This is a genomic window from Alistipes montrealensis (assembly GCF_018362775.1).
Taxonomy (GTDB): domain Bacteria; phylum Bacteroidota; class Bacteroidia; order Bacteroidales; family Rikenellaceae; genus Alistipes; species Alistipes montrealensis.
In genome coordinates this window covers 261,892-281,124 of record NZ_JAGYXY010000002.1, presented here as the reverse complement: position 1 = coordinate 281,124, position 19,233 = coordinate 261,892, and the positions used below count along the sequence as shown (strand labels likewise).

Below are 19,233 nucleotides of genomic sequence, written 5' to 3'. Positions count from 1 at the left end.
ATTCACCGAAAAACCGAATCCGCCATGATGAAACTTGTTCTACGCTTGATTTTCGTGTTACTGCCACTGGGCAGTATGGCCCAGACGCAGGACTCCCTGCGGGTGCTGTGGGTCGGAAACAGTTTTACCTATTACAACGACCTGCCTGCGACGGTGCGTGAAATCGCCGCTTCGCAGGGTGTGAAACTTTCGTGTGCGCGTATCCTCAAGGGCGGCGAGCGCTTCTCGGGACACCTGAAGAACCGGGCGCTGCTGGACACGCTCGCGCGCGGCGGCTGGGACTACGTGATCCTGCAGGAGCAGAGCTCCTCGCCCGCGATGCCGACCGGCGAGGTCGCCCGCGAGGTCTACCCTTTTGCGCGGACGCTCGACAGCCTCGTGCACGCCGGATCGCCCCGCGCGCAGGTGATTTTCTACATGACGTGGGGTCACCGCAACGGCTGCCGTCGGCCCGTGGCGGGCTATCCCCCGATCAACAGCTATGAACTGATGCAGGCGCGGCTGGTGACGAGCTATCTCGAAATGACCTACGACAACGACGCATGGTGCGCCCCGGTCGGCCTGGCGTGGCGGCAGGTGCGGGCCGAACACCCGGACTGGGATCTTTACCAGCCGGATAATTACCATCCTTCGCCCACAGGGAGTTACCTGGCGGCCAACGTGATTTTTACGACGATTTTCCGGAAGCCCTATCTGACGGAAGTGTGGGCGGGGCTCCCTGCGGAGCAGGCCGGATACCTCCAGCACCTGGCCCAGCGGACCGTGCTCGACAACCTCGTGCTGCTGAATATCCGGTAGGTCTGTGGATGCGGGTTTGTTATATCCCCCCTTTTTTCCTATCTTTGTCCAGTTCACCAATGCGGACCAAGCCGAATGAAGTTATCGAAAGAACACATCGGACGCCTGCGTGAGTTGCTTGCGCAGCCCCGGCAGCGGATCGTCATCGTCTCCCACACCAATCCCGACGGGGATGCCGTCGGGTCGTCGCTCGCATGGGCCGAAGTCCTGCGTACGATGGGGCATGAGGTGACCTGCGTCGTCCCCAATAAATTCCCCTATTTCCTCGATTGGATGCCCGGCATCGACGAGGTCGTGGTCTTCAAGGCCGATACCGAGGGGCGCGCCGCACGCGCTATTGCCGAAGCCGACGTGATCTTCTGCCTCGATTTCAATGCCGTTTCGCGGCTCGAAATCCTCAGCGACACTATCGAGGCCAACACCACGGCCCGCCGCGTGCTGATCGATCATCACCTCTCGCCCGACGAGGGCTTCGATCTTCTGTTCTCGCATCCCGATTCGTCGAGCACGTGTTTTCTGGTTTACAGCATTGTCGAGGCGATGTGCGGCACGGAGGCCATCACACGCAGCATGGCCGAATCGCTCTACGTCGGCATGATGACCGATACGGGCAACTTCGCCTTCTCGTTCCTCACCCCGGAGTTGTTCCGCGCCGTGGCCGTGCTGATCGAAAAGGGCATCTCGATTCCCGACATTTACAACAGCGTTTACAACGCCTATACCGAAGGCCGCGCGCGGCTGTTCGGCTATGCCATCAACCGCAAGATGGAGATTATCCAGGACGGCACGGTGGCTTATATGTCTTTGCTGGAAAACGAGATGCGCCGCTTCCAGTTCCAGCAGGGCGACAGCGAGGGATTTGTCAACTATGCCCTCACGATCAAGAAGGTCAAGATGTCGGCCATGTTCCTCGCCCACCGCAAGTTTATCCGCGTGTCGCTGCGCTCGCGGGGCGATGTCGATGTCAACCTTTTCGCCCGCAAATATTTTGGCGGCGGCGGGCACAAAAACGCCGCAGGCGGCAAGTCGTTCGTTTCGATGCAGGAGACTATCGACCACTATATCCGTTCGGTGAAGGAGTTCGCCGACGACGGCCTTCTGGGCTGAAATCATGGATGATTTTCGCCTCAAGGTCTTTATCGCCGCGGCCCGGACGCTGAGTTTCACCCGGACCGCCGAACAACTCTACATCTCGCAGCCCGCTGTGAGCAAGCACATCGGCGAGTTGGAATCCCGTTATAAGGTACAACTTTTCGCCCGCCGCGGCAGCCGCCTGGAACTGACCGATGCGGGCCGCACGATGCTGGAGGCCGCCGAACGGCTGGCCGACGACTACCGCCGCCTCGAATACGAGATGAGCCTCTGCACCGGCCTGGCTGAGGGCGAACTCCGCCTCGGGGCCAGTACGACCATTGCGCAATACCTCCTGCCGCCGATCCTGGCGCGTTTTACGGCGCGTTTCCCCGGGGTGCGGGTCTCGGTGTTTTCGGGCAACAGCGCCGAGGTCGAGCAGGCGCTCGACGAACATGCGGTCGATCTGGGGCTGGTCGAAAGCCTCAGCCGCCGGCAGGGGCTGCATTATACGCTTTTCAAATCCGACGAACTGGTGCTGGTAGCCAGTTCGTGCGGGAAATACGCCCGTACCGATGCAGTGACGCCCGAAGAGTTGCTGCAAATCCCGCTGGTGCTGCGCGAAAGCGGTTCGGGAACGCTCGAGGTGATCGCCGCAGCCCTTGCGGCGAAGGGTATCCGCCTCTCGCAGCTCCATGTGGCGATGCGCCTCGGTACGACCGAAGGAATCAAGGCCTTCGTTCGCAACAGCGACGCAATGGCCATCGTGTCGGTGATTTCGGTGGTAGACTGCCTGCGCAGCGGTACGCTGCGGATCGTCGATATCGAAGGCCTGGCATTCGTGCGGGATTTCAGTTTTGTGCATGCTGCCGCCGAACCTGCGCAGCTCGCCCGGCAGTTCATCGACTTCGCCCGGGCGGGTCTCTGACCGGGCATATCTTCGTCTGTGATAACTTCAGGTTATTCCGGATAACAAATTCTTGTTTCATATCCCGATAAAAGATGCGACCTTTGCCGGCGAAATAAAGTAAAAGTTATCGGTCGTTTTTAAAATCGTAAACGTATGTTGGAAAAAGGCAACAGGGCGAATACCCTGCACGGAATTCTTTTGATCGCCCTGTTTTCATTTGCGGCATTCTATATCGCCGAGGTCCCCATCGTCAGGAAACTCTCGTTCAGTCCGCTGATCGTCGGCATCGTGCTGGGTATGCTCTACGCCAACAGCCTGCGCAACAGGCTGCCCGAGACGTGGGTTCCCGGCATCCGGTTCTGCACCAAACAGGTTCTGCGCTGGGGCATCATCCTCTACGGATTCCGCCTGACGCTGGCCGAGGTGGCGGCCGTCGGCGTTCCGGCCGTGGTCGTCGACGTGATCGTCGTAACGGTTACCATCCTGGGCGGGGTTCTGCTGGGGCGGTTGCTGAAGATCGACCGCGACACGGCGCTGATGACCTCGACGGGCAGCGCCATCTGCGGCGCGGCGGCCGTGCTGGGCGCCGAACCGGTCGTGAAGTGCGAGGGATATAAAACCGCTATCGCCGTCTCCACGGTCGTTATTTTCGGGACCCTTTCGATGTTCCTCTATCCTGTTATGTACCGCACGGGGATGCTCGACGGGCTGACCGATACGGGCGTGGCCGTCTATACGGGCAGTACGCTGCACGAAGTGGCCCATGTGGCCGGGGCGGGCAACGCGATGGACCCGACCGATGCATTGGGAATCGCCGGGACGGCCACCATTACCAAAATGATTCGTGTCATGCTGCTGGCTCCCGTGCTTGTGATCATGGGCTTCGTGCTGGCGGGACGCCGGAAGACCGACGCCGGGGGACGTACCGAGAAACGGAAGATCGCCGTGCCGTGGTTCGCCTTCGGATTCATCGGGGTCATCGGCCTCAATTCACTGCTGCAATACCTTTGCGGGGCGGAGACGGTCCGGGAGATTCCGCTGAACGGGACCATCGAGTATATCGATACGTTCATGCTGACGATGGCCATGACGGCGCTGGGAACCGAGACGAGTTTCGACAAGTTCAAGCAGGCCGGGGCCAAACCCTTCGTGCTGGCCGGCCTGTTGTACGTCTGGCTGCTGGCGGGCGGTTATTACGTTACGAAGTACGTGGTCGGAATGCTGTAACAGTTCCCGTTACAGCTTCGGCAGCGTCGGATACTCGTGATCCGAATAAAGAAGCACCGTTTCCCGTATGAAGTCCGCGAAATCGCGGGCTTCTTCGTATGTAAGGGCCGTCGGGTAGCTCATCAGCACCAACTGGTGGGCGTGGAACGGATGGCGGAACGAGGGATGGATATACTCGTAGGGATTGGTGATGAAGCCCAGCCGCTCGTAGAAGTGCTGGCGGCGGACCGAGATGTCGTCCACCGGCGGGTCGATCTCCAGGATGACGCGCCGCCCCTGGCAGAAAGCCGCCAGGGCTTTCGAACCCATGTTCTGTCCCCGCAGGCGGGGCGAGACGGCGAGGTGTTCGACGTAGTGGTAATCCCCGGCGTTCCAGTGGAAGAGGATACCGATGAACTCGTCGCCGCGCCAGATGCCGTCGGCCTCGAAATGAGGATCGCCGAAGGCGCGGTCGTAACCCGCAGCGTTCCAGCGTTCGCAGTCGGGGAAAGAGACCTCGTAAAGGGCCCATGCTTCCGCCCAGCCTTTGTCCGAGCGGGATTTGAAGGGTATGAATTGCAGTTGCTGTGTCATGATTTCCGATTTTCGGCAAGATACGGCAAATTTCCCACAAAACCCAATTTGTCCGAGGGCCGGAAGCAGTCCGGGTTGCCTCCGGGCCGATGTTTCGCCTGAGAAATAGCTGAAATCCCGGAGCTTTGGTTCCGGGATTTCCCGTTGCGGCAGGGGCGGAAAAGGGACGTTCGAAAAAAAATTGCGGGAATTTGCATTTTCGGGGGTCGGTATTCGGAAACTGTGTGTCTACTGGGTGAAAGCAAAGGAAAAAAATTCTGTTTAGTGAAAACGATATGCAGAAGGAGATAGACAGACTGATCAATTCGTACCGGAGCAATACCTTAAATAAAGAGGAGGCCGGTATGCTGGCGGAATGGCTGGAAGAGTCGGACGAAAACCGGGCTTATTTCAGGGCGTGTCTCACCGGACGGGAACTGCCCGCATCGGCGAAGGCCGAGCAGGAATGGGCGCGTTTCGCTGCCCGCAACAAAATCCTGTTCGCCGTTCCCGGGGGTGCGAAGACGCACCGGAGGATATTTCGCCGTTATATTGCGGCAGCAGCGGCCGTGGCGATCGGCGTTTGCGCCGTATGGTTCTGGCAGCGTACTCCGGGGACTGTTCCCGTAGCCGGGACCGGAACGGAGATCAGCGCTGCGCAACCGCTGGAGTATCGGACGGCACGCGGTGAGAAACGCGACATCGTGCTGCCCGACGGTTCGACGGTCTGCATGAATTCCGAGGCGACGCTGACCCTGGACCCGGGATTCGGAAAGGCGACGCGCGAGATTGAATTCGACGGCGAGGCATTTTTTACGATTACACCCGATAAAAACTGTCCGTTCATCATTCACAGCGCCAATAACAACTATACGGTGTTGGGAACGTCGTTCAACCTGCAATCCTATGCCCGGGAGAATTTCGCTGTGGTGACGCTCCATACGGGTTGTCTGCAGGCGCAGGTCAAAAAAGATGTGATCATCCTCGACCCCAACGAAGAGTTGCAGATCGACGCCACGGCCAACACGATCTCCAAGCGGGCGGTGCGCATCGACGATTCGATCGGCTGGATCGAGGGAAGGCTGGTCTTCTCGGGGTATCCGCTGAAGGATGTGGCCAACAAACTTTCGCGTTATTACCAGGTCAAGATCAATATCCACGATGAGATCGCCAACCTGCAATATACGGGCGTGGTAGATCGCGAAACCCTCCCGGAGGCCCTTCGGATGATTTCCGAAACCTCGCCGGTGAGGCTGTCCATCACCAACATCGACGGGGAGTATTTCCTGTCGCGGGCAAAACGAAAATAACACACGGATTATCAACTACCTAAACATTTAAATGAATGAGCAATTTTGACAAATTCGAAGGTTGCTGCAGGCTCCTGCGACGCTGGCTGGCGTGCGGACTCGCTGCAATGTCCCTGGCGGTTGCGGGCGTCGCCCATGCCTCCGAAGCCGGGGAGAAACCCGCTCCGACCGTAACGCTTACCGTCGAGAGGGCGCCGCTGGCTACGGTCCTCAAACAGATCGAAGCCCAGACCTACTACACGTTCTTCTTCAACAACGAATTGGTGGGCAAGGCTGCTCCGGTGACGCTTTCCGTAAAGCAGGCTCCGGTTCCCGACGTATTGGCGAAGATTTTTGCCGGGAGCGACCTTACCTATGAGTTCCGCGAGGACAAAATCCTGATCAAACGCAAAGGCGGCGGCAAATCCGCCGCACAGGCGCAGGAAGTACAGCCCGCCGGGACCATTGCCGGCGGACAGACTGCGGGTGTGGACCGGCAGGTGACCCCCCCCCAGCAACAGGGCTCCGCTTCGGCGGCCCCGGCACTGGTCCGGGGCGTTGTTAAGGACGATGCGGGACAGCCCGTTGCGGGCGTCAGCGTGATCGTCAAGGGTTCGCTTGTGGGAGCCGTCACCGAAAGTGACGGTTCGTACCGCATTAAGGCGCGCCCCAACGATCAGTTGTCGTTCAGTTTCCTGGGTTATAAGACGCAGGATGTCTATGTCGGCAGCAAGACGACCATCGACGTGAAGCTGGTCAGCACGGCGCAGGCCATCGACGACGTGGTCGTGACGGCGCTGGGTATGAAGCGCGAAGAAAAATCGCTGGGTTACGCCGCCACGAAAGTCAAGGGCGACGTTTTCTCGTCGGCGGCTTCGTCGTCCAACTGGATGTCGGGCCTTTCGGGCCAGGTGGCCGGTCTTTCGGTCGCCAAGGCCAACACGGGCGGCGGCGGTTCGATGCGCGTAACGCTGCGCGGCGAGTCGTCGATCGACCTCAATAACAACGGGGCGCTGTTCGTGATCGACGGTGTGCCGATGTTCAACACCTCGGCCGCAGGCGGCGAGTCGGGGGCCTATTCGATCGACTACGGCAACGGTACGGGCGACGTGAATCCCGAAGATATCGAGAACATCACGGTGCTGAAAGGCCCCGCTGCAACCGCACTCTACGGTTCGGAGGCCGCCAACGGCGCCATCATCATCACGACGAAATCCGGCGAGGGGCAGGACGGTGCAGTGTCGGTAACCTTCACCTCGAATTTCGTCGTCGACCAGATCAACTCCTCGCCCGACTTCCAGTATGTCTACGGACAAGGCTCGTCGAAGGGAACCGACGGTTTCCATTACGGCGATCCCGTCGACGGCGAGGGTACGAGTACGCTCGACGTGTCGTCGTGGGGCCCCAAGATGGACGGTACGCTCTACTATCAGTATTACGACGTGAACCGCGGTATCGGTGTCGACGAGAACGGCGTGCGCATCAAGACGCCGTTCGTCAGCTACGGCAACTGGTTCAAGAATTTTTTCCAGAACGGATGGACCGCGACCAACACGCTGTCGGTTTCCGGCAAGATCAACAAGAACAACTCGATCCGTTTTTCGGTGACCGACTACCGCAGCGAGTCGATTATCCCCAATTCGCCGTGGTCCAAGCAGTCGCTGTCGCTCAAGAGCAACAATAAGGTTAACAAGTGGCTCTCGATGGACACCTCGCTGACCTACTACCGCAAGGACGACGACAACCTGCCCGTGATGGGTTACGGTTCGAGCTCGATCATGTATTCGCTGTGGTGCATGTCGCCCAACATTGACATGAACTGGGCCAAGCAGTACTGGTATCCCGGCCAGGAGGGTATTCAGCAGGACTCCGACCTTTCGGGCGGCAAGAACAATCCCTATTTCGTGGCTTACGAGCAAATCAACTCGCTCGACCGCGACCGCATGTTCGGCAACACGGCGCTGAACCTCCACCTTTACAAGGGTCTCGACCTGATGCTCCGCGGCGGTATCGACTTCTCGCGCGACCTGCGCACGACCCGCCACCCGAAAAGCTCCTATTCGCAGAAATACGGCATGTACAACGAGACGGAGCTCACCTCGCTGCAGCTCTCGACCGACTTCCTGCTCAAATACGACCGCAAGCTGGGCGCCGGCTTCAACATCACGGCCAACCTGGGCGGAAGCATCATCAACCGCTCGTTCGTGCAGACGGCCAAGACCGCCGAGCAGCTCAAGCAGCCGGGCGTCTACTCGCTGGCCAACTCGGTCAACCGCATCAAGACCGACAGCTACTCCTACGAGCGCCAGACCAACAGCATCTACGGATTGGTTTCGCTCTCGTGGCGCGACGCCGTCTACCTCGACATCACGGGCCGCAACGACTGGTCGTCGACGCTGCCCAGCAACAACAACTCTTATTTCTATCCGTCGGTTTCGGCCAGCGTGCTGCTGAACGAACTGATCGACTTCGGTACGGCGCGCAACGTCGTCAACCTGGTGAAACTGCGCGGCAGTTTCGCACAAGTGGGTAACGACACGAAGCCTTACCGCACGTCGAACTACCTCTCTTCTTCGGATTTCGCGGGCAACTACATGATTCCCCGTACGGCGGCCGACCTGAACCTCAAGCCCGAGATCGTGAGCTCGTGGGAGGTCGGAGCCGACATCCGCCTGTTCCAGAGCCGCCTGAACTTCGATATCGCCTACTACGACGGCGAATCGAAGAACCAGATCGTGAGCATGCCCGTAAGCCAGGCCTCGGGCGTTGCGAGCCGTTACAGCAACACGGGCCGCATCCGCAACTGGGGTTGGGAAGTATCGGCCAACGGAACGATTATCAAGACTAAAAAGGTACAGTGGAAAGCCTACATCAACTGGGCGCTCAACCGCAACCGGGTACTCGAACTGGGCGAGGGCGTCGATTCGTGGATCGTGGCTTCCTACTCGTCGCACGCCTACATGACGGCTTACGAGGGACAGTCGCTTTCGACGATGTACGGCCTGGGTTACAAGCGTGCTCCCGAAGGCTCGTTCATCGTGGGCAGGGACGGTTCGCTGACCGATGTCAGCGGACAGATGGTGATCGACGAGAACGGTTATCCGCAGTACTCCGACGACCTGCAGCGTATCGGCGAGTGCATGCCCGACTGGAAGGGCGGTTTCGGCACGAGCGTCAAGTGGAACGGCCTGACCCTTTCGGTGGCTTTCGACGGACAGTTCGGCGGACACGTCTACTCCTACTCCAACGCCCTGCTGGGGTCGCGCGGTAAGGGTACGATTTCGCTTCCGGGACGTTACGACGGACTGGTTTTGGACGGCGTCAACCTGCTGCCCGACGGCAACTACGTGAAGAACACGCACAAGACGGCCGACATCACCGAATACTACGGTCTGGCCTATGCGTTCCAGAACGCCGAGCAGAACTTCGTCAGCACGCAGTTCCTCAAGCTGCGCGAGTTGCGCCTCGACTACGAATTCCCGAAAAAACTGCTCTCCAAGACCGGCTTCATCAAGGGACTCGTGCTGTCCGTTTACGGACGCGACCTCTTCTGCTGGTCCGAGTTCCCGGGATGGGACCCCGAAGGCGCCTTCATGCGCGGTTCTTCGGTCGTGCCGGGATTCGAAATCGCCCAGATGCCCGGAACCCGCGCTATCGGCGGCAGTATCAAGATCACTTTCTAACGCAGGAGGAACCCAATTATGAAAAATACGATTATAAAACTGACTGCAGCCTTCTCGTTCGGTGCGCTCGCTTTGTCGGGCTGCGACAACTTCGACGAGATGAACGTCAACAACAACGCCCTGCAGACCACCAATGCCACGAGCTACGTGCAGCCGATCACCTTCGGCCTCGAATATGCGCTGCTGGAGCGCTCGTTCGATGTCAACTCGCAGCTCATGCAGTACACCGTGCAGGCGCAGACGCAGGCGGAGCGTATCTATAACTACCGCTTCAACAACTCGATCATCAACTACTTCTGGCAGAACATCTACCGCTGGGCCGGCAATGCCGAGACCATGCGTGCGCAGGCCGAGAAGGACAATGACAAGACGGGCCTGGGCATCGCTTACATCCTCAAGGTGCTGACCCTCTCGCACATCACCGACGCATTCGGCGATGCGCCCTATTTCGAGGCCGGCAAGGGGTATACCGAAGGTAAGTTCTACCCGGCCTATGACAGCCAGAAGGAGATTTACCGCGATATGTTCGCGAAACTCGAACTGGCCAACGAACTGCTGGCCGAGAGTAAGGATTTCGACGCGCTGGAAGACTACATGTACGACGGAAAGGTCGCCCAGTGGCGCAAGTTCGGCAACTCGCTCTACGTCCGCCTCTTGATGCGCGCCGCGCTGAAAGACGAGAGCGACCAGGCCGGGGAACGCCTCGACGCCGTATCGAAGCTCAACGAGATTTTCTCCTATCCGTCGGTTTATCCCGTTTTCGAGAGCCGTGCGGATGCCGCCGACGTGAAGTTCGACGCGAATGTCAATGCACAGTACACGCCGTTCCACAACGTCCGCGCCGGACTCTGGAACGCCAACATGATCTGCGAACGGCTGATGGACGAGATGTACGATTCGTCGGTCGGTCTGAAGGACCCGCGTGCGTCGTTTTATTTCGACAAACTCGTGGGCGTGCCGACGCAGATCACCTATAACGAACTGATGGGCTACTTCGACACGGCGGGCCATTATCGTCGCAACGTGATCCAGGACCGCGACCATTTTCCGCTGATGAACTATTCGGAACTCTGGTTCATCTGGGCCGAGGCCGCCTACCGCGGCTGGATTCCCGGCACGCCGAAGGAGTATTACGTGAAGGCCGTTTCAGAGGCCGTCTATGAGTGGACGGACAATCCTGCGGCCGACCTGACATCGTTCCTCTCCAACTCGAAGGTGTCGCTCGATGCGCTCGACGGTGAAGAGGTGCTCGAACGGATCATGACCCAGAAGTGGATTTCGAGCTTCCTGGTCGGCATCGAATCGTGGTGCGATTACCGCCGCACGGGTTATCCCGAGATGCCCGTCAAGGCGCTGGCCGCCAACGACGGCATCCTGCCCACCCGCCTGCGTTACCCCTCGGACGAGGAGTTCCGCAACAAAAACAACTATTTCGAGGCACTCGACAGCTGGCTCGGAGGTACGAACAACATGACTACGAATGTTTGGTGGGCCGACCACACCAACAAACGCAAATAAAAGGAGACCCAAGGTATGAAAAGATTCATTTTTGTGCTGTTGGCGGCGGTGACGGCCGTTTTTGCAGCCTGTTCGTCCGACGAAGGAACGTCGGCATATCCCGATAAACTGGAAGTCGTACTGACCCCGACGTGGGACGCTACCCGGGGCATGACCAGTTCGAGCCAGACCAGAACCGTAGCCGTGGCGCTCAATGTGGAGAGCGTCCACTGGAAAGTGGCTTCGGACAGCGACTGGTGCGTTGTCGACGAGGAAGAGAGCCACATCGGCAGCGGCGAATTTACGATCGAGGTAACGGCCAACGACGACTTCAAGTCGCGCGATGCCGTGGTCACCCTTTCGGCCGGCGCTTTCACCTACCGGATGTCCGTCGACCAGTCGGGCAACATTTTCATCCTCGACCGCGTTTATTCGGTCGTGGCGCCGAACGACACCGAAGCCTTCGATGTGGAGGTTAAAACCCTCTCGAAATGGCAGCCGGTGGATTCGGAGTGGATCCACGCCGAGATCGTGGAGACCTCCGAGCCGGATGCGAACGGTATGACCACCTCGACGCTCCGCGTTCGCTGCGACGCCAATACGGGCGCTGCGGGCCGTTACGGTGCGCTGACCATCGAACCCACCGACGGGGTCGGTTACAGCACGACCTATTCGGTCTACCAGTTCGGAACCGGTGTGGCGTTCGATGCCGACAACAAAATCGACCTTGCGGCGAAAGGTGAAATCACGTTCGACGTGGTGGCTCCTGCCGAAGCGGTTGCCGGCGTGACTTGCCCGGCATGGGTGACCTATACCGCCGAACCGGACGGGGAGCAGGCTGTCTATACCTTCTCCGTTGCCGATAACCCCAGCGATACGAAGACCGAGCGCGAAGGCGAAATCGAGTTCGCGATCAAGGATATTGCGGTGAAAACCGCGCTGCCGATCGTCAAGCAGGCGTTCTATCCCGCAGGCGGCATCGTTTCGGGCGCAGGCCTGAAGATGTTTGCCGAGGCGTTCAACACCGGGGACGATATCTCCGACTGGACATCGGGCGAAGGCGGCAAGACCGTCGAGGTATTGGGCGATGTCGATATGAAGGGCGTCGAGTGGACGGCCATCGGTACGGCGGAGCGTCCGTTCGATGGCATCGTAGCCGGCAACGAGCACCTGATCCTCAACTGGAATACGGCTCAGCCGCTCTTCGGCTACATGGGTGAGGGCTCGGAAATCCGCGACCTGACGATCGACGCCACGTCGAAACTGACAGCCAAGAGCGTTGCGAAGGACGTTTATGCAGCGGCGTTCGCCGGCGTTTGCAACGGAACGCTCAAAAACTGCCGCAACATGGCGGCCGTAACGCTCGATGTCACCGCTACGGTGGCCGGAGCGTGCGGCGTAGCCGGTGTGGCCGGTCTGGTCGGTGCGACGGGCCGCGTGGAAGGCTGTTCGAATACGGCGTTCATCACGCTGGGCGACAAGGTGACCGGTAACAAAATTTCGGTCGGCGGCGTAGTCGCCGAAACGGAAGCCGGGGCCGTCGTGACGGGATGCAGCAACGAAGGCGCCGTCGCTTCCAACGGAGCTACGCCTTTGGATAAAAAATACAACCTGTACACGGGCGGCGTGGTCGGCTATGCCGGCGGTACGGTCGAAAACTGTACGACCGAAGGCGGCAAGACGATCGCATTGAAGGTTACGGCTGCCTATAACTCCTATACGGGCGGTATCGTCGGATGCGCCGATGGAGCCGTTACGGGGTGTACCAACAAGCAGCCTCTTTCGATCATGGCCAACCGCTATAACAGCGACGGCGAAGCGTGCCGTTACGCTTACATCGGCGGTGTGGCCGGCAAAACGGCCGGTGCGCTTTCCGACAGTAAAAACCGCGGTGCAATTTCTGCGGCTGCAATCTGCAAGTTCGTCATCATGGGCGGTATCGTCGGTTCGGCTGACGGCGCGGTGTCGAACGTCGTCAATGTCGCACAGGTTTCGGCTCCCGGAAACCCCGGCGGTAAAGAGGGTATCCTGAAGGAGAAATACATCGGTCCCCGCTACGCCTACGTTGGCGGTATCGTGGGCCAGCTGACAGCCGAAGGGTCGGTTACCGGCAACGGCGATACGACCAACTCGGGATCCGTTAAGATCGAGCAGATGGAGCACACGGCGGATGCGCTGGTTTATGTCGGCGGCATTGTGGGCCAGCATCTCGGAAAGATATCGAATACGGTCAATGCCGGAGAGGTTTCGGTAACGGGCGCTCCGGATTCGGGAACGGCCAACTGGAATGTTCGCTGCCTGGGCGGTATTGCCGGCATCATCGGCGGTGCTGACGTTGCCGGTGCGGGCGCAACGATTTCCGATTCGAAGAATCTGGCCCTTGTTTCGCACAGTACGTTGGCGAAGTCGAATGCCAAGCCCATTTATGTGGGCGGTACAGTCGGTTTGATGCTTGAGTCGGGCTGCACGATTTCGGACTGCTCCAACAGCGGCAAAGTCGATGCAGGCTTCTTTAACAACAGCATGGAGTATGGAGAAGCTCCGTCCACGGTCCGTGCCAACTGCGCAGGCGGTATCGTCGGTGCAACCGTATCGCCGGCTGATATCAATGTCATTTCGGGATGTTCCAACTCGGGTGAGATGTCGGTTTATCGCGGCATGGGCGGCGGTATCGTCGGATATGCCGAAGCGGCGAAGATTGCGAATTGCACCAATACGGGCAATTTCCCCACGGATAACCGCGGTGGCCGTTCGGGAGGTATTGCTTCCAAGGCGGTGAATACGCGGATCGAAGGCTGCCTGAACCAGGCGACCCTTGCGGCGGACGGAACGGGTACGACGACGATCATCCTGATCGGTGGTATCGTTGCCGACCTTTCCGACGGTTCCTCTGTCAGCGATTGTAAACATTACGGAACTCTTTACTCTCCGTTGTACGGAAATGCCCCGGGCCAGTTTACGTTGTCCGGCGGCGGTATTGCCGGCGCTTCGGTTGTCGGCACGACGATCGAAAAATGCGGTTTTGGCGGTCAGTTCAAAGGAAAGAGCGCCACGGCTGACCTGACGATCGAGAACCTGTGCAACGACAGTAATTTCTCCGGTTCGGGAAATTACCTTTGGGACGGAAAATAAACGGTTAGTAGGTCGGGAACGGGGCGGAAGCTTCCGTTCCGTTCCCGTTTTTTAAGAAACAATGCGACGAATGGCACGGAAAATACTATTTGCACTCTTTATCGGGTGGCTCCTGGCCGCCTGCAGCGGCAACGACGCGCCCGGAGGAACCGGGCCCGGGGGCAAGGATGCGGTCGTCAGCGGGACGGTCGTCGATCAGCGGGGACTGCCCGTCGAAGGGGTAGTCGTGAGCGACGGACTGCTTACGACCGTGACCGACGACGCGGGCAATTATGCGCTTGCGAGCGACCTCTCGAAACGGCGCTTCGTGCAGGTGACCATTCCCGCAGCGTATGAAATCCCGGTGAAGGACGGTATTCCGCAGTTCTGGCAGCGCATTCCGGAGGGGGCGACCAAATTTAAGGCCGATTTTACGCTCCAGGCCCGGAAAAAAGCGGCTTCGCGTTATACGGTCTTGATGACGGCCGATCCGCAGATCCGTTCGCGCAGCGCGCGTTACGACAATTTTGCGTTCCATTCGATCGACATGTACGAAGATATGTGCCGCGATTTGCAGCAGACCGCCGCGTCGATCACCGACCGGCCGGTTTACAGCATCGCGCTGGGCGATCTGGTTCACAACGACATGTCGCTTTATCCGACCTATTGCGCCGGGATCGCCGGATTCGACTTCCCGGTTTTCAACGTGATCGGCAACCACGACCACGTGCAGAATGTGGCTACCGACCGCGAGGCGGTGGCGAAGTTCGAGGAGTACCTCGGTCCGACCTGCTATTCGGTCGAACTGGGCGATCTGCACTTTATTTTCCTCGATAACATCATCATGAAAAACAACACGCTCGATCCGAGTAACACGGGCGCCTACAACGACGGACTTTCGGACGAGGCTTACAGTTGGCTGTGCAACGACCTGAAATACGTCGATAAAAACAAGACCATCATGCTCTGCGCCCACAGTTCGATGTTCCGCAAGCCCGACTCCGAACCTGCCGACCGCGACAAGCACGGGCCCGACTATGCGTCGCGCCTTGCGCAGTATCGCTGCGTGCACTCCTGGGCGGGTCATTCGCACATCAACTTCAACTATGCCTATTCGGCCGAGGAAACGTCGGCGAAATTTCCCAATGTCGAATCGCACATCCTGGCCCGTTCGACCGGGGCGCTGTGGCTCAACGAGAACATTTCGAGCGACGGAACGCCGCGGGGCTACATGGTCGTGGATGTTGATGGGGAAAACATCAGTTGGTACTACAAACCGTATTCTTACGAAAATAACGTACCTTCGGGGCTGAAACGCGACTACCAGATCCGGGTCTATACTCCGGGCGACTACTACGACGACGGATACGTTTATGCCAATGTCTGGAACCACGACGCCCGCTGGAGCGATGTCCGCTATACGGACAGCGGCAAAAGCGGTGCGAAGATGACGCGGGTGACCGTCTACGACGGAGCCTTCGTCCGGATGGCCGACTATTACAACTCGGTCCAGACCACGACGACGTTCGAACCCTTCAAAACCACGCATATGTTCCGCATCCTGCCCACGGCGGGGGCGGCGCAGGCTACTGTCGAGACGACGGATCGTTTCGGCGAACACTATACGACCACCGTGGAGTGGTAACGAACCTGAAAATTTAACCGAATTATGAAGAAATTGTTATTGACGCTTATTGCCGCGGCGGTAACTTTGGCGGCTGCGGCGGGCGGCATTTCGACCGCTGCGGAACTTGCAGCCTTTGCCGAGGCTCTCAATGCAGGCGGCGACGTGTCCGCCTGGCAGGACGATCGCGGCGAGGTGCACCTGAAAGCCGATATCGACATGGGTAAAATAAAGCGGTTCGCACGGATCGAGAACTTTGCGGGCGTCTTCGACGGCGAAGGCCATGCGATCCTCAACTGGAAAACCGACGGCGGGCTGTTCCGGCTCGTCGCCGAGGGTAGCACCGTGCGCAACCTCGTGATTGCCGCGAGTTGCTCGATGAAGGTGTCGGACGACGGCGACGACGCGCTCTATGCGGGTTTTGTGGCCGACGTGAACCACGGCGTCCTGGAACGTTGCGAGAACTACGGCTCCATTGCGCACCGTTCGCCCAAATCGCTCCACGACAATTATGTGGGCGGGGTCTGCGGCATGAACAAATACGTCGTCATCCGCTGCAAGAACGGCGGCGACATCTCTTCGACGGGCAACTGCCCGTCGCTGGCCCCGAACGCCGAGCCGAGGATGTACCTGGGCGGAGTGCTGGGCGGAAGCCTCGGCCGTTCGCTGCCGGGGGCTTTCGTGGCTTATTGCGAAAATACCGGGCGCGTGAACTATTCGGGCGCGTTCATCGTTTCCCATATCGGCGGCATCGTCGGGTACAACATGCGTGTGAAGGTCAAGTTCAGCATCAATCGCGGCGAGGTCGTTTCGACGGCGCGCGGGGTCGACGACGGCAGCGACCGTTACTGCCAGGAGATGGCGGGCGGTATCTGCGGCATGGCCAAAGGCGACGTGATGTGCTGCGACAATTTCGGCGCCGTCACGACGCGCGGCCATGCGTATAGCCTTACGGCGGGCATCTGCGGTTCGGCCCACGAGTCGATGACCGTCGGCGACTGCGATAATTTCGCGCCCGTGACCTCGACGAGTTCCTACCAGGCTTCGGTCGGCGGTATCGTCGGGCTGTCGGGCCGGGCTGTTGCCGTTTCGCATTGCCGTAACAAAGGGGCGATTCGTTTCGACGGCACGAGTATCGACCGCCGGTCGACTGCGGGCGGCATCGTGGGTGACATCTATGCCAAGAAGGACGCTGTTTATGCGGCTTCGATCCGCGACTGCCGCAACGAAGGCGACGTTTACTGCGGTCTGGGCGAGAATACGCGCAACAGTGCACGTGGCATACAGGTTGCCGGCATCGTCGGCTTCATCAATGGCAACGAGGCCGTGAGCGCCGATGTGCGCGACTGTGTGAATACAGGCAAGGTGCGTTCCGAGTCGGGGCGTGCGGCCGGTATCTGCGGATTCGCGAGCTACTGCGATTTCGAGGGCAACGAGAACCTCGGTTCTGTCGAAGGCGGCGGGGTGCTGCTGGGCGGCATCGTTGCAGCGTTCGATAACGGTTCTGTCAAAGGATGCACGAACCGCGGCGACGTGTTTGCCGGGGCGAAGGGCCAGGCAGGCGGTATTGCCGCAACGACGTGGAACGGCGGGAACGCCCGCATCGAGGCCTGCCGCAACGGCGGGGTGATCAAGGGTATGTTCGGCCTGGTCGGATCGATCCTGGGCGAAGGACGTACCGACAGCGACCGCGTCGAAGGGTGCGGCGTCGGCGGAGGCGTGGGTACGGCGGTACAGAACCGCGATGCGGCCTCGAAAGCCGGCCCCGAAAACTTCGATCAGTTCATCACCGGGCGCAACGTCGTGAAAAACAAGGCGGTTGTCGACCGTGGAAGCTGCTATTACTGGGACGGAAACAACTAAAATGTACGAGATATGAAACGTTTGATCATCTATATCTGGGCGACGGTCCTCTGTTTTGCCGCCTATGCCCAGACCCCGAATGTAACGGGCCGGGTGACTTCGACCGGCGGACTGCCCATCGAGGGTGTCGTGGTGAGCGACGGACTCAACTGTACGCAGACCGACGCCGACGGGCGTTATGCCCTGACGAGCGACCTTGCGCTGCGCCGTTTCGTGTTTATTTCGGTCCCGGCCGAATACGAAATTCCGGCGCGTCACGGCTGCCCGCAGTTCTTCCGGCACATCGACCGCTTCCAGACGGAGGTGAAGGCCGATTTCGTGCTCGAACCGCGTATGACGCCTGCCGTACACCATACGCTGCTCGTGCAGGGCGACCCGCAGATCAAGAACTACGGCGTCGACGGTTCGGCCGAGGCCTACCGTTCGGTGGTTATTCCGGACATGATCCGCATGCGCAGCACGATCACGACCCCGTGCTACGGCATCAACCTCGGCGATTTGGTTTACAACGACATGAACGTCTATAACACCTATATCGACAACACCGAGCGGGTGAATACGACGACTTTCAACGTCATCGGCAACCACGACCACGACCAGACGACCATCCTGAGCGACTCGCTGGGAACGGTCTATTTCGAGATGTACCTCGGTCCGACGTGCTATTCGGCCAACATCGGCGACATGCACTACGTCTTCGTGGACAACATCCTCTACGGCCGCGACGACGCTACGAAATCCTACGAACTGGGCCTGAGCGACGAAATCGCGCACTGGCTCCGGCAGGACCTGAGCTATGTGCCGAAGGACAAAACGATCATGATCTGCGCCCATTCGCAGATGTTCAAGAAGCACAGCAGCTTTTCGACCCGTAACAAGAACTACCCGGTTTACCGCGACGAACTGCTCAAATTCAAGAATGTCTATTCGTGGGCCGGACACAACCACCACACGTATATCTACAACTACAACCGCTCGGAGCAGATGCCCATCGAGAACCTGACGGCTGTGACCGTCACGCGTTCGACCGGCTCGCTGCGCCTGAACAAGCACCTCAATAACGACGGTACGCCCCAGGGGTATCTGATCGTCGACGTCAACGGCGACGACGTGTCGTGGTATTACCACTCGTGCGGCAAGGACCGCAACCACCAGATGCGTCTCTATTCGCCCGTGCGGACGGGAAGCGATTACGTGCTGGCCAACGTCTGGACCTGGGACGACGCCTGGGGGCCCGTCGAATGGTGGGAGAACGGCGTGAAGGTGGGCGAAATGGAGCCTTGCGAGGAGTTCGATCCCGATTACGTGGACCTTTACGCTACGGTAACCAACAAGACCACGCGGAAATACTGCCAGCCGGCCAAGTCGTTCCACATGTTCCGGATCAAGCCCGGGGCGGGTGTCACGGCGGGCGAGGTCCGTGTGACCGACCGTTTCGGAACGACTTATTCCGAACGCGTAAGCTGGTAAGGTATGATTTTGGATGCTGCCGCCATAAATCGCTGCGGTCCCGGCGTGTAGCCGGTGTCCCGCGGGGCGGAATTTGTATATTGGATGTTTTATTCCGGAGCTTCATATTTCGGGTATACCGAACGGGAGGTAAAAGAG

At 59.2% G+C, this 19,233-nt stretch carries 12 protein-coding genes; 11 read left to right on the top strand and 1 reads right to left on the bottom strand.

The window, feature by feature from the left end:
- Positions 1-24: 24 nt before the first annotated feature.
- The 4 genes from KG007_RS04395 (at position 25) to KG007_RS04380 (ending at position 4,006) form a co-directional block, all read left to right on the top strand.
- Positions 25-798: a DUF4886 domain-containing protein gene (locus KG007_RS04395; RefSeq protein WP_213347498.1), complete on the top strand. Its 774-nt coding sequence runs from the start codon at positions 25-27 to the stop codon at positions 796-798.
- A 75-nt stretch (positions 799-873) separates the two neighbouring features.
- Positions 874-1,905, top strand: coding sequence for a DHH family phosphoesterase (locus KG007_RS04390; protein WP_213347497.1), 1,032 nt, complete (start codon positions 874-876; stop codon positions 1,903-1,905).
- Between the two features lie 4 nt (positions 1,906-1,909).
- Positions 1,910-2,797: a LysR substrate-binding domain-containing protein gene (locus KG007_RS04385; protein ID WP_213347496.1), complete on the top strand. Its 888-nt coding sequence runs from the start codon at positions 1,910-1,912 to the stop codon at positions 2,795-2,797.
- Positions 2,798-2,932: 135 nt separating this feature from the next.
- Positions 2,933-4,006 (top strand): YeiH family protein, encoded by a 1,074-nt coding sequence (locus tag KG007_RS04380; RefSeq protein ID WP_195459530.1) that lies wholly within the window; start codon positions 2,933-2,935, stop codon positions 4,004-4,006.
- Positions 4,007-4,015: 9 nt separating this feature from the next.
- Here the strand turns inward: KG007_RS04380 and KG007_RS04375 are convergent, their stop codons facing one another.
- Positions 4,016-4,579 (bottom strand): GNAT family N-acetyltransferase, encoded by a 564-nt coding sequence (locus KG007_RS04375; RefSeq protein ID WP_213347495.1) that lies wholly within the window; start codon positions 4,577-4,579, stop codon positions 4,016-4,018.
- 275 nt (positions 4,580-4,854) lie between these two features.
- Here KG007_RS04375 and KG007_RS04370 point away from each other — a divergent pair, with 275 nt between their 5' ends.
- From KG007_RS04370 to KG007_RS04340, 7 genes are all read left to right on the top strand, one after another.
- Positions 4,855-5,868, top strand: coding sequence for a FecR family protein (locus KG007_RS04370; RefSeq protein WP_213347494.1), 1,014 nt, complete (start codon positions 4,855-4,857; stop codon positions 5,866-5,868).
- 35 nt (positions 5,869-5,903) lie between these two features.
- Positions 5,904-9,530, top strand: coding sequence for a SusC/RagA family TonB-linked outer membrane protein (locus KG007_RS04365; protein WP_213347493.1), 3,627 nt, complete (start codon positions 5,904-5,906; stop codon positions 9,528-9,530).
- A gap of 18 nt (positions 9,531-9,548) precedes the next feature.
- Entirely contained in the window at positions 9,549-11,048 is a 1,500-nt protein-coding gene (locus KG007_RS04360; RefSeq protein ID WP_213347492.1) for a SusD/RagB family nutrient-binding outer membrane lipoprotein, read from the top strand.
- Positions 11,049-11,063: 15 nt separating this feature from the next.
- Complete coding sequence (locus KG007_RS04355) at positions 11,064-14,159, top strand: BACON domain-containing protein (RefSeq protein WP_213347491.1); 3,096 nt, start codon at positions 11,064-11,066, stop codon at positions 14,157-14,159.
- Between the two features lie 70 nt (positions 14,160-14,229).
- On the top strand, positions 14,230-15,783 hold the full coding sequence (locus KG007_RS04350) for a calcineurin-like phosphoesterase C-terminal domain-containing protein (RefSeq protein ID WP_213347490.1): 1,554 nt from the start codon (positions 14,230-14,232) through the stop codon (positions 15,781-15,783).
- 24 nt (positions 15,784-15,807) lie between these two features.
- Positions 15,808-17,625: a hypothetical protein gene (locus KG007_RS04345; RefSeq protein ID WP_213347489.1), complete on the top strand. Its 1,818-nt coding sequence runs from the start codon at positions 15,808-15,810 to the stop codon at positions 17,623-17,625.
- Between the two features lie 12 nt (positions 17,626-17,637).
- Entirely contained in the window at positions 17,638-19,095 is a 1,458-nt protein-coding gene (locus KG007_RS04340; protein ID WP_195459554.1) for a calcineurin-like phosphoesterase C-terminal domain-containing protein, read from the top strand.
- Positions 19,096-19,233 lie beyond the last annotated feature (138 nt).

What these genes read in the sequence shown, in the direction of transcription:
- KG007_RS04375 (WP_213347495.1), bottom strand. Translation starts at nt 4,579, where the DNA reads ATGACACAGCAACTGCAATTCATACCCTTCAAATCCCGCTCGGACAAA.
- KG007_RS04395 (WP_213347498.1), top strand. Translation starts at nt 25, where the DNA reads ATGATGAAACTTGTTCTACGCTTGATTTTCGTGTTACTGCCACTGGGC.
- KG007_RS04380 (WP_195459530.1), top strand. Translation starts at nt 2,933, where the DNA reads ATGTTGGAAAAAGGCAACAGGGCGAATACCCTGCACGGAATTCTTTTG.
- KG007_RS04390 (WP_213347497.1), top strand. Translation starts at nt 874, where the DNA reads ATGAAGTTATCGAAAGAACACATCGGACGCCTGCGTGAGTTGCTTGCG.
- KG007_RS04370 (WP_213347494.1), top strand. Translation starts at nt 4,855, where the DNA reads ATGCAGAAGGAGATAGACAGACTGATCAATTCGTACCGGAGCAATACC.
- KG007_RS04385 (WP_213347496.1), top strand. Translation starts at nt 1,910, where the DNA reads ATGGATGATTTTCGCCTCAAGGTCTTTATCGCCGCGGCCCGGACGCTG.
- KG007_RS04340 (WP_195459554.1), top strand. Translation starts at nt 17,638, where the DNA reads ATGAAACGTTTGATCATCTATATCTGGGCGACGGTCCTCTGTTTTGCC.
- KG007_RS04365 (WP_213347493.1), top strand. Translation starts at nt 5,904, where the DNA reads ATGAGCAATTTTGACAAATTCGAAGGTTGCTGCAGGCTCCTGCGACGC.
- KG007_RS04345 (WP_213347489.1), top strand. Translation starts at nt 15,808, where the DNA reads ATGAAGAAATTGTTATTGACGCTTATTGCCGCGGCGGTAACTTTGGCG.
- KG007_RS04355 (WP_213347491.1), top strand. Translation starts at nt 11,064, where the DNA reads ATGAAAAGATTCATTTTTGTGCTGTTGGCGGCGGTGACGGCCGTTTTT.
- KG007_RS04360 (WP_213347492.1), top strand. Translation starts at nt 9,549, where the DNA reads ATGAAAAATACGATTATAAAACTGACTGCAGCCTTCTCGTTCGGTGCG.
- KG007_RS04350 (WP_213347490.1), top strand. Translation starts at nt 14,230, where the DNA reads ATGGCACGGAAAATACTATTTGCACTCTTTATCGGGTGGCTCCTGGCC.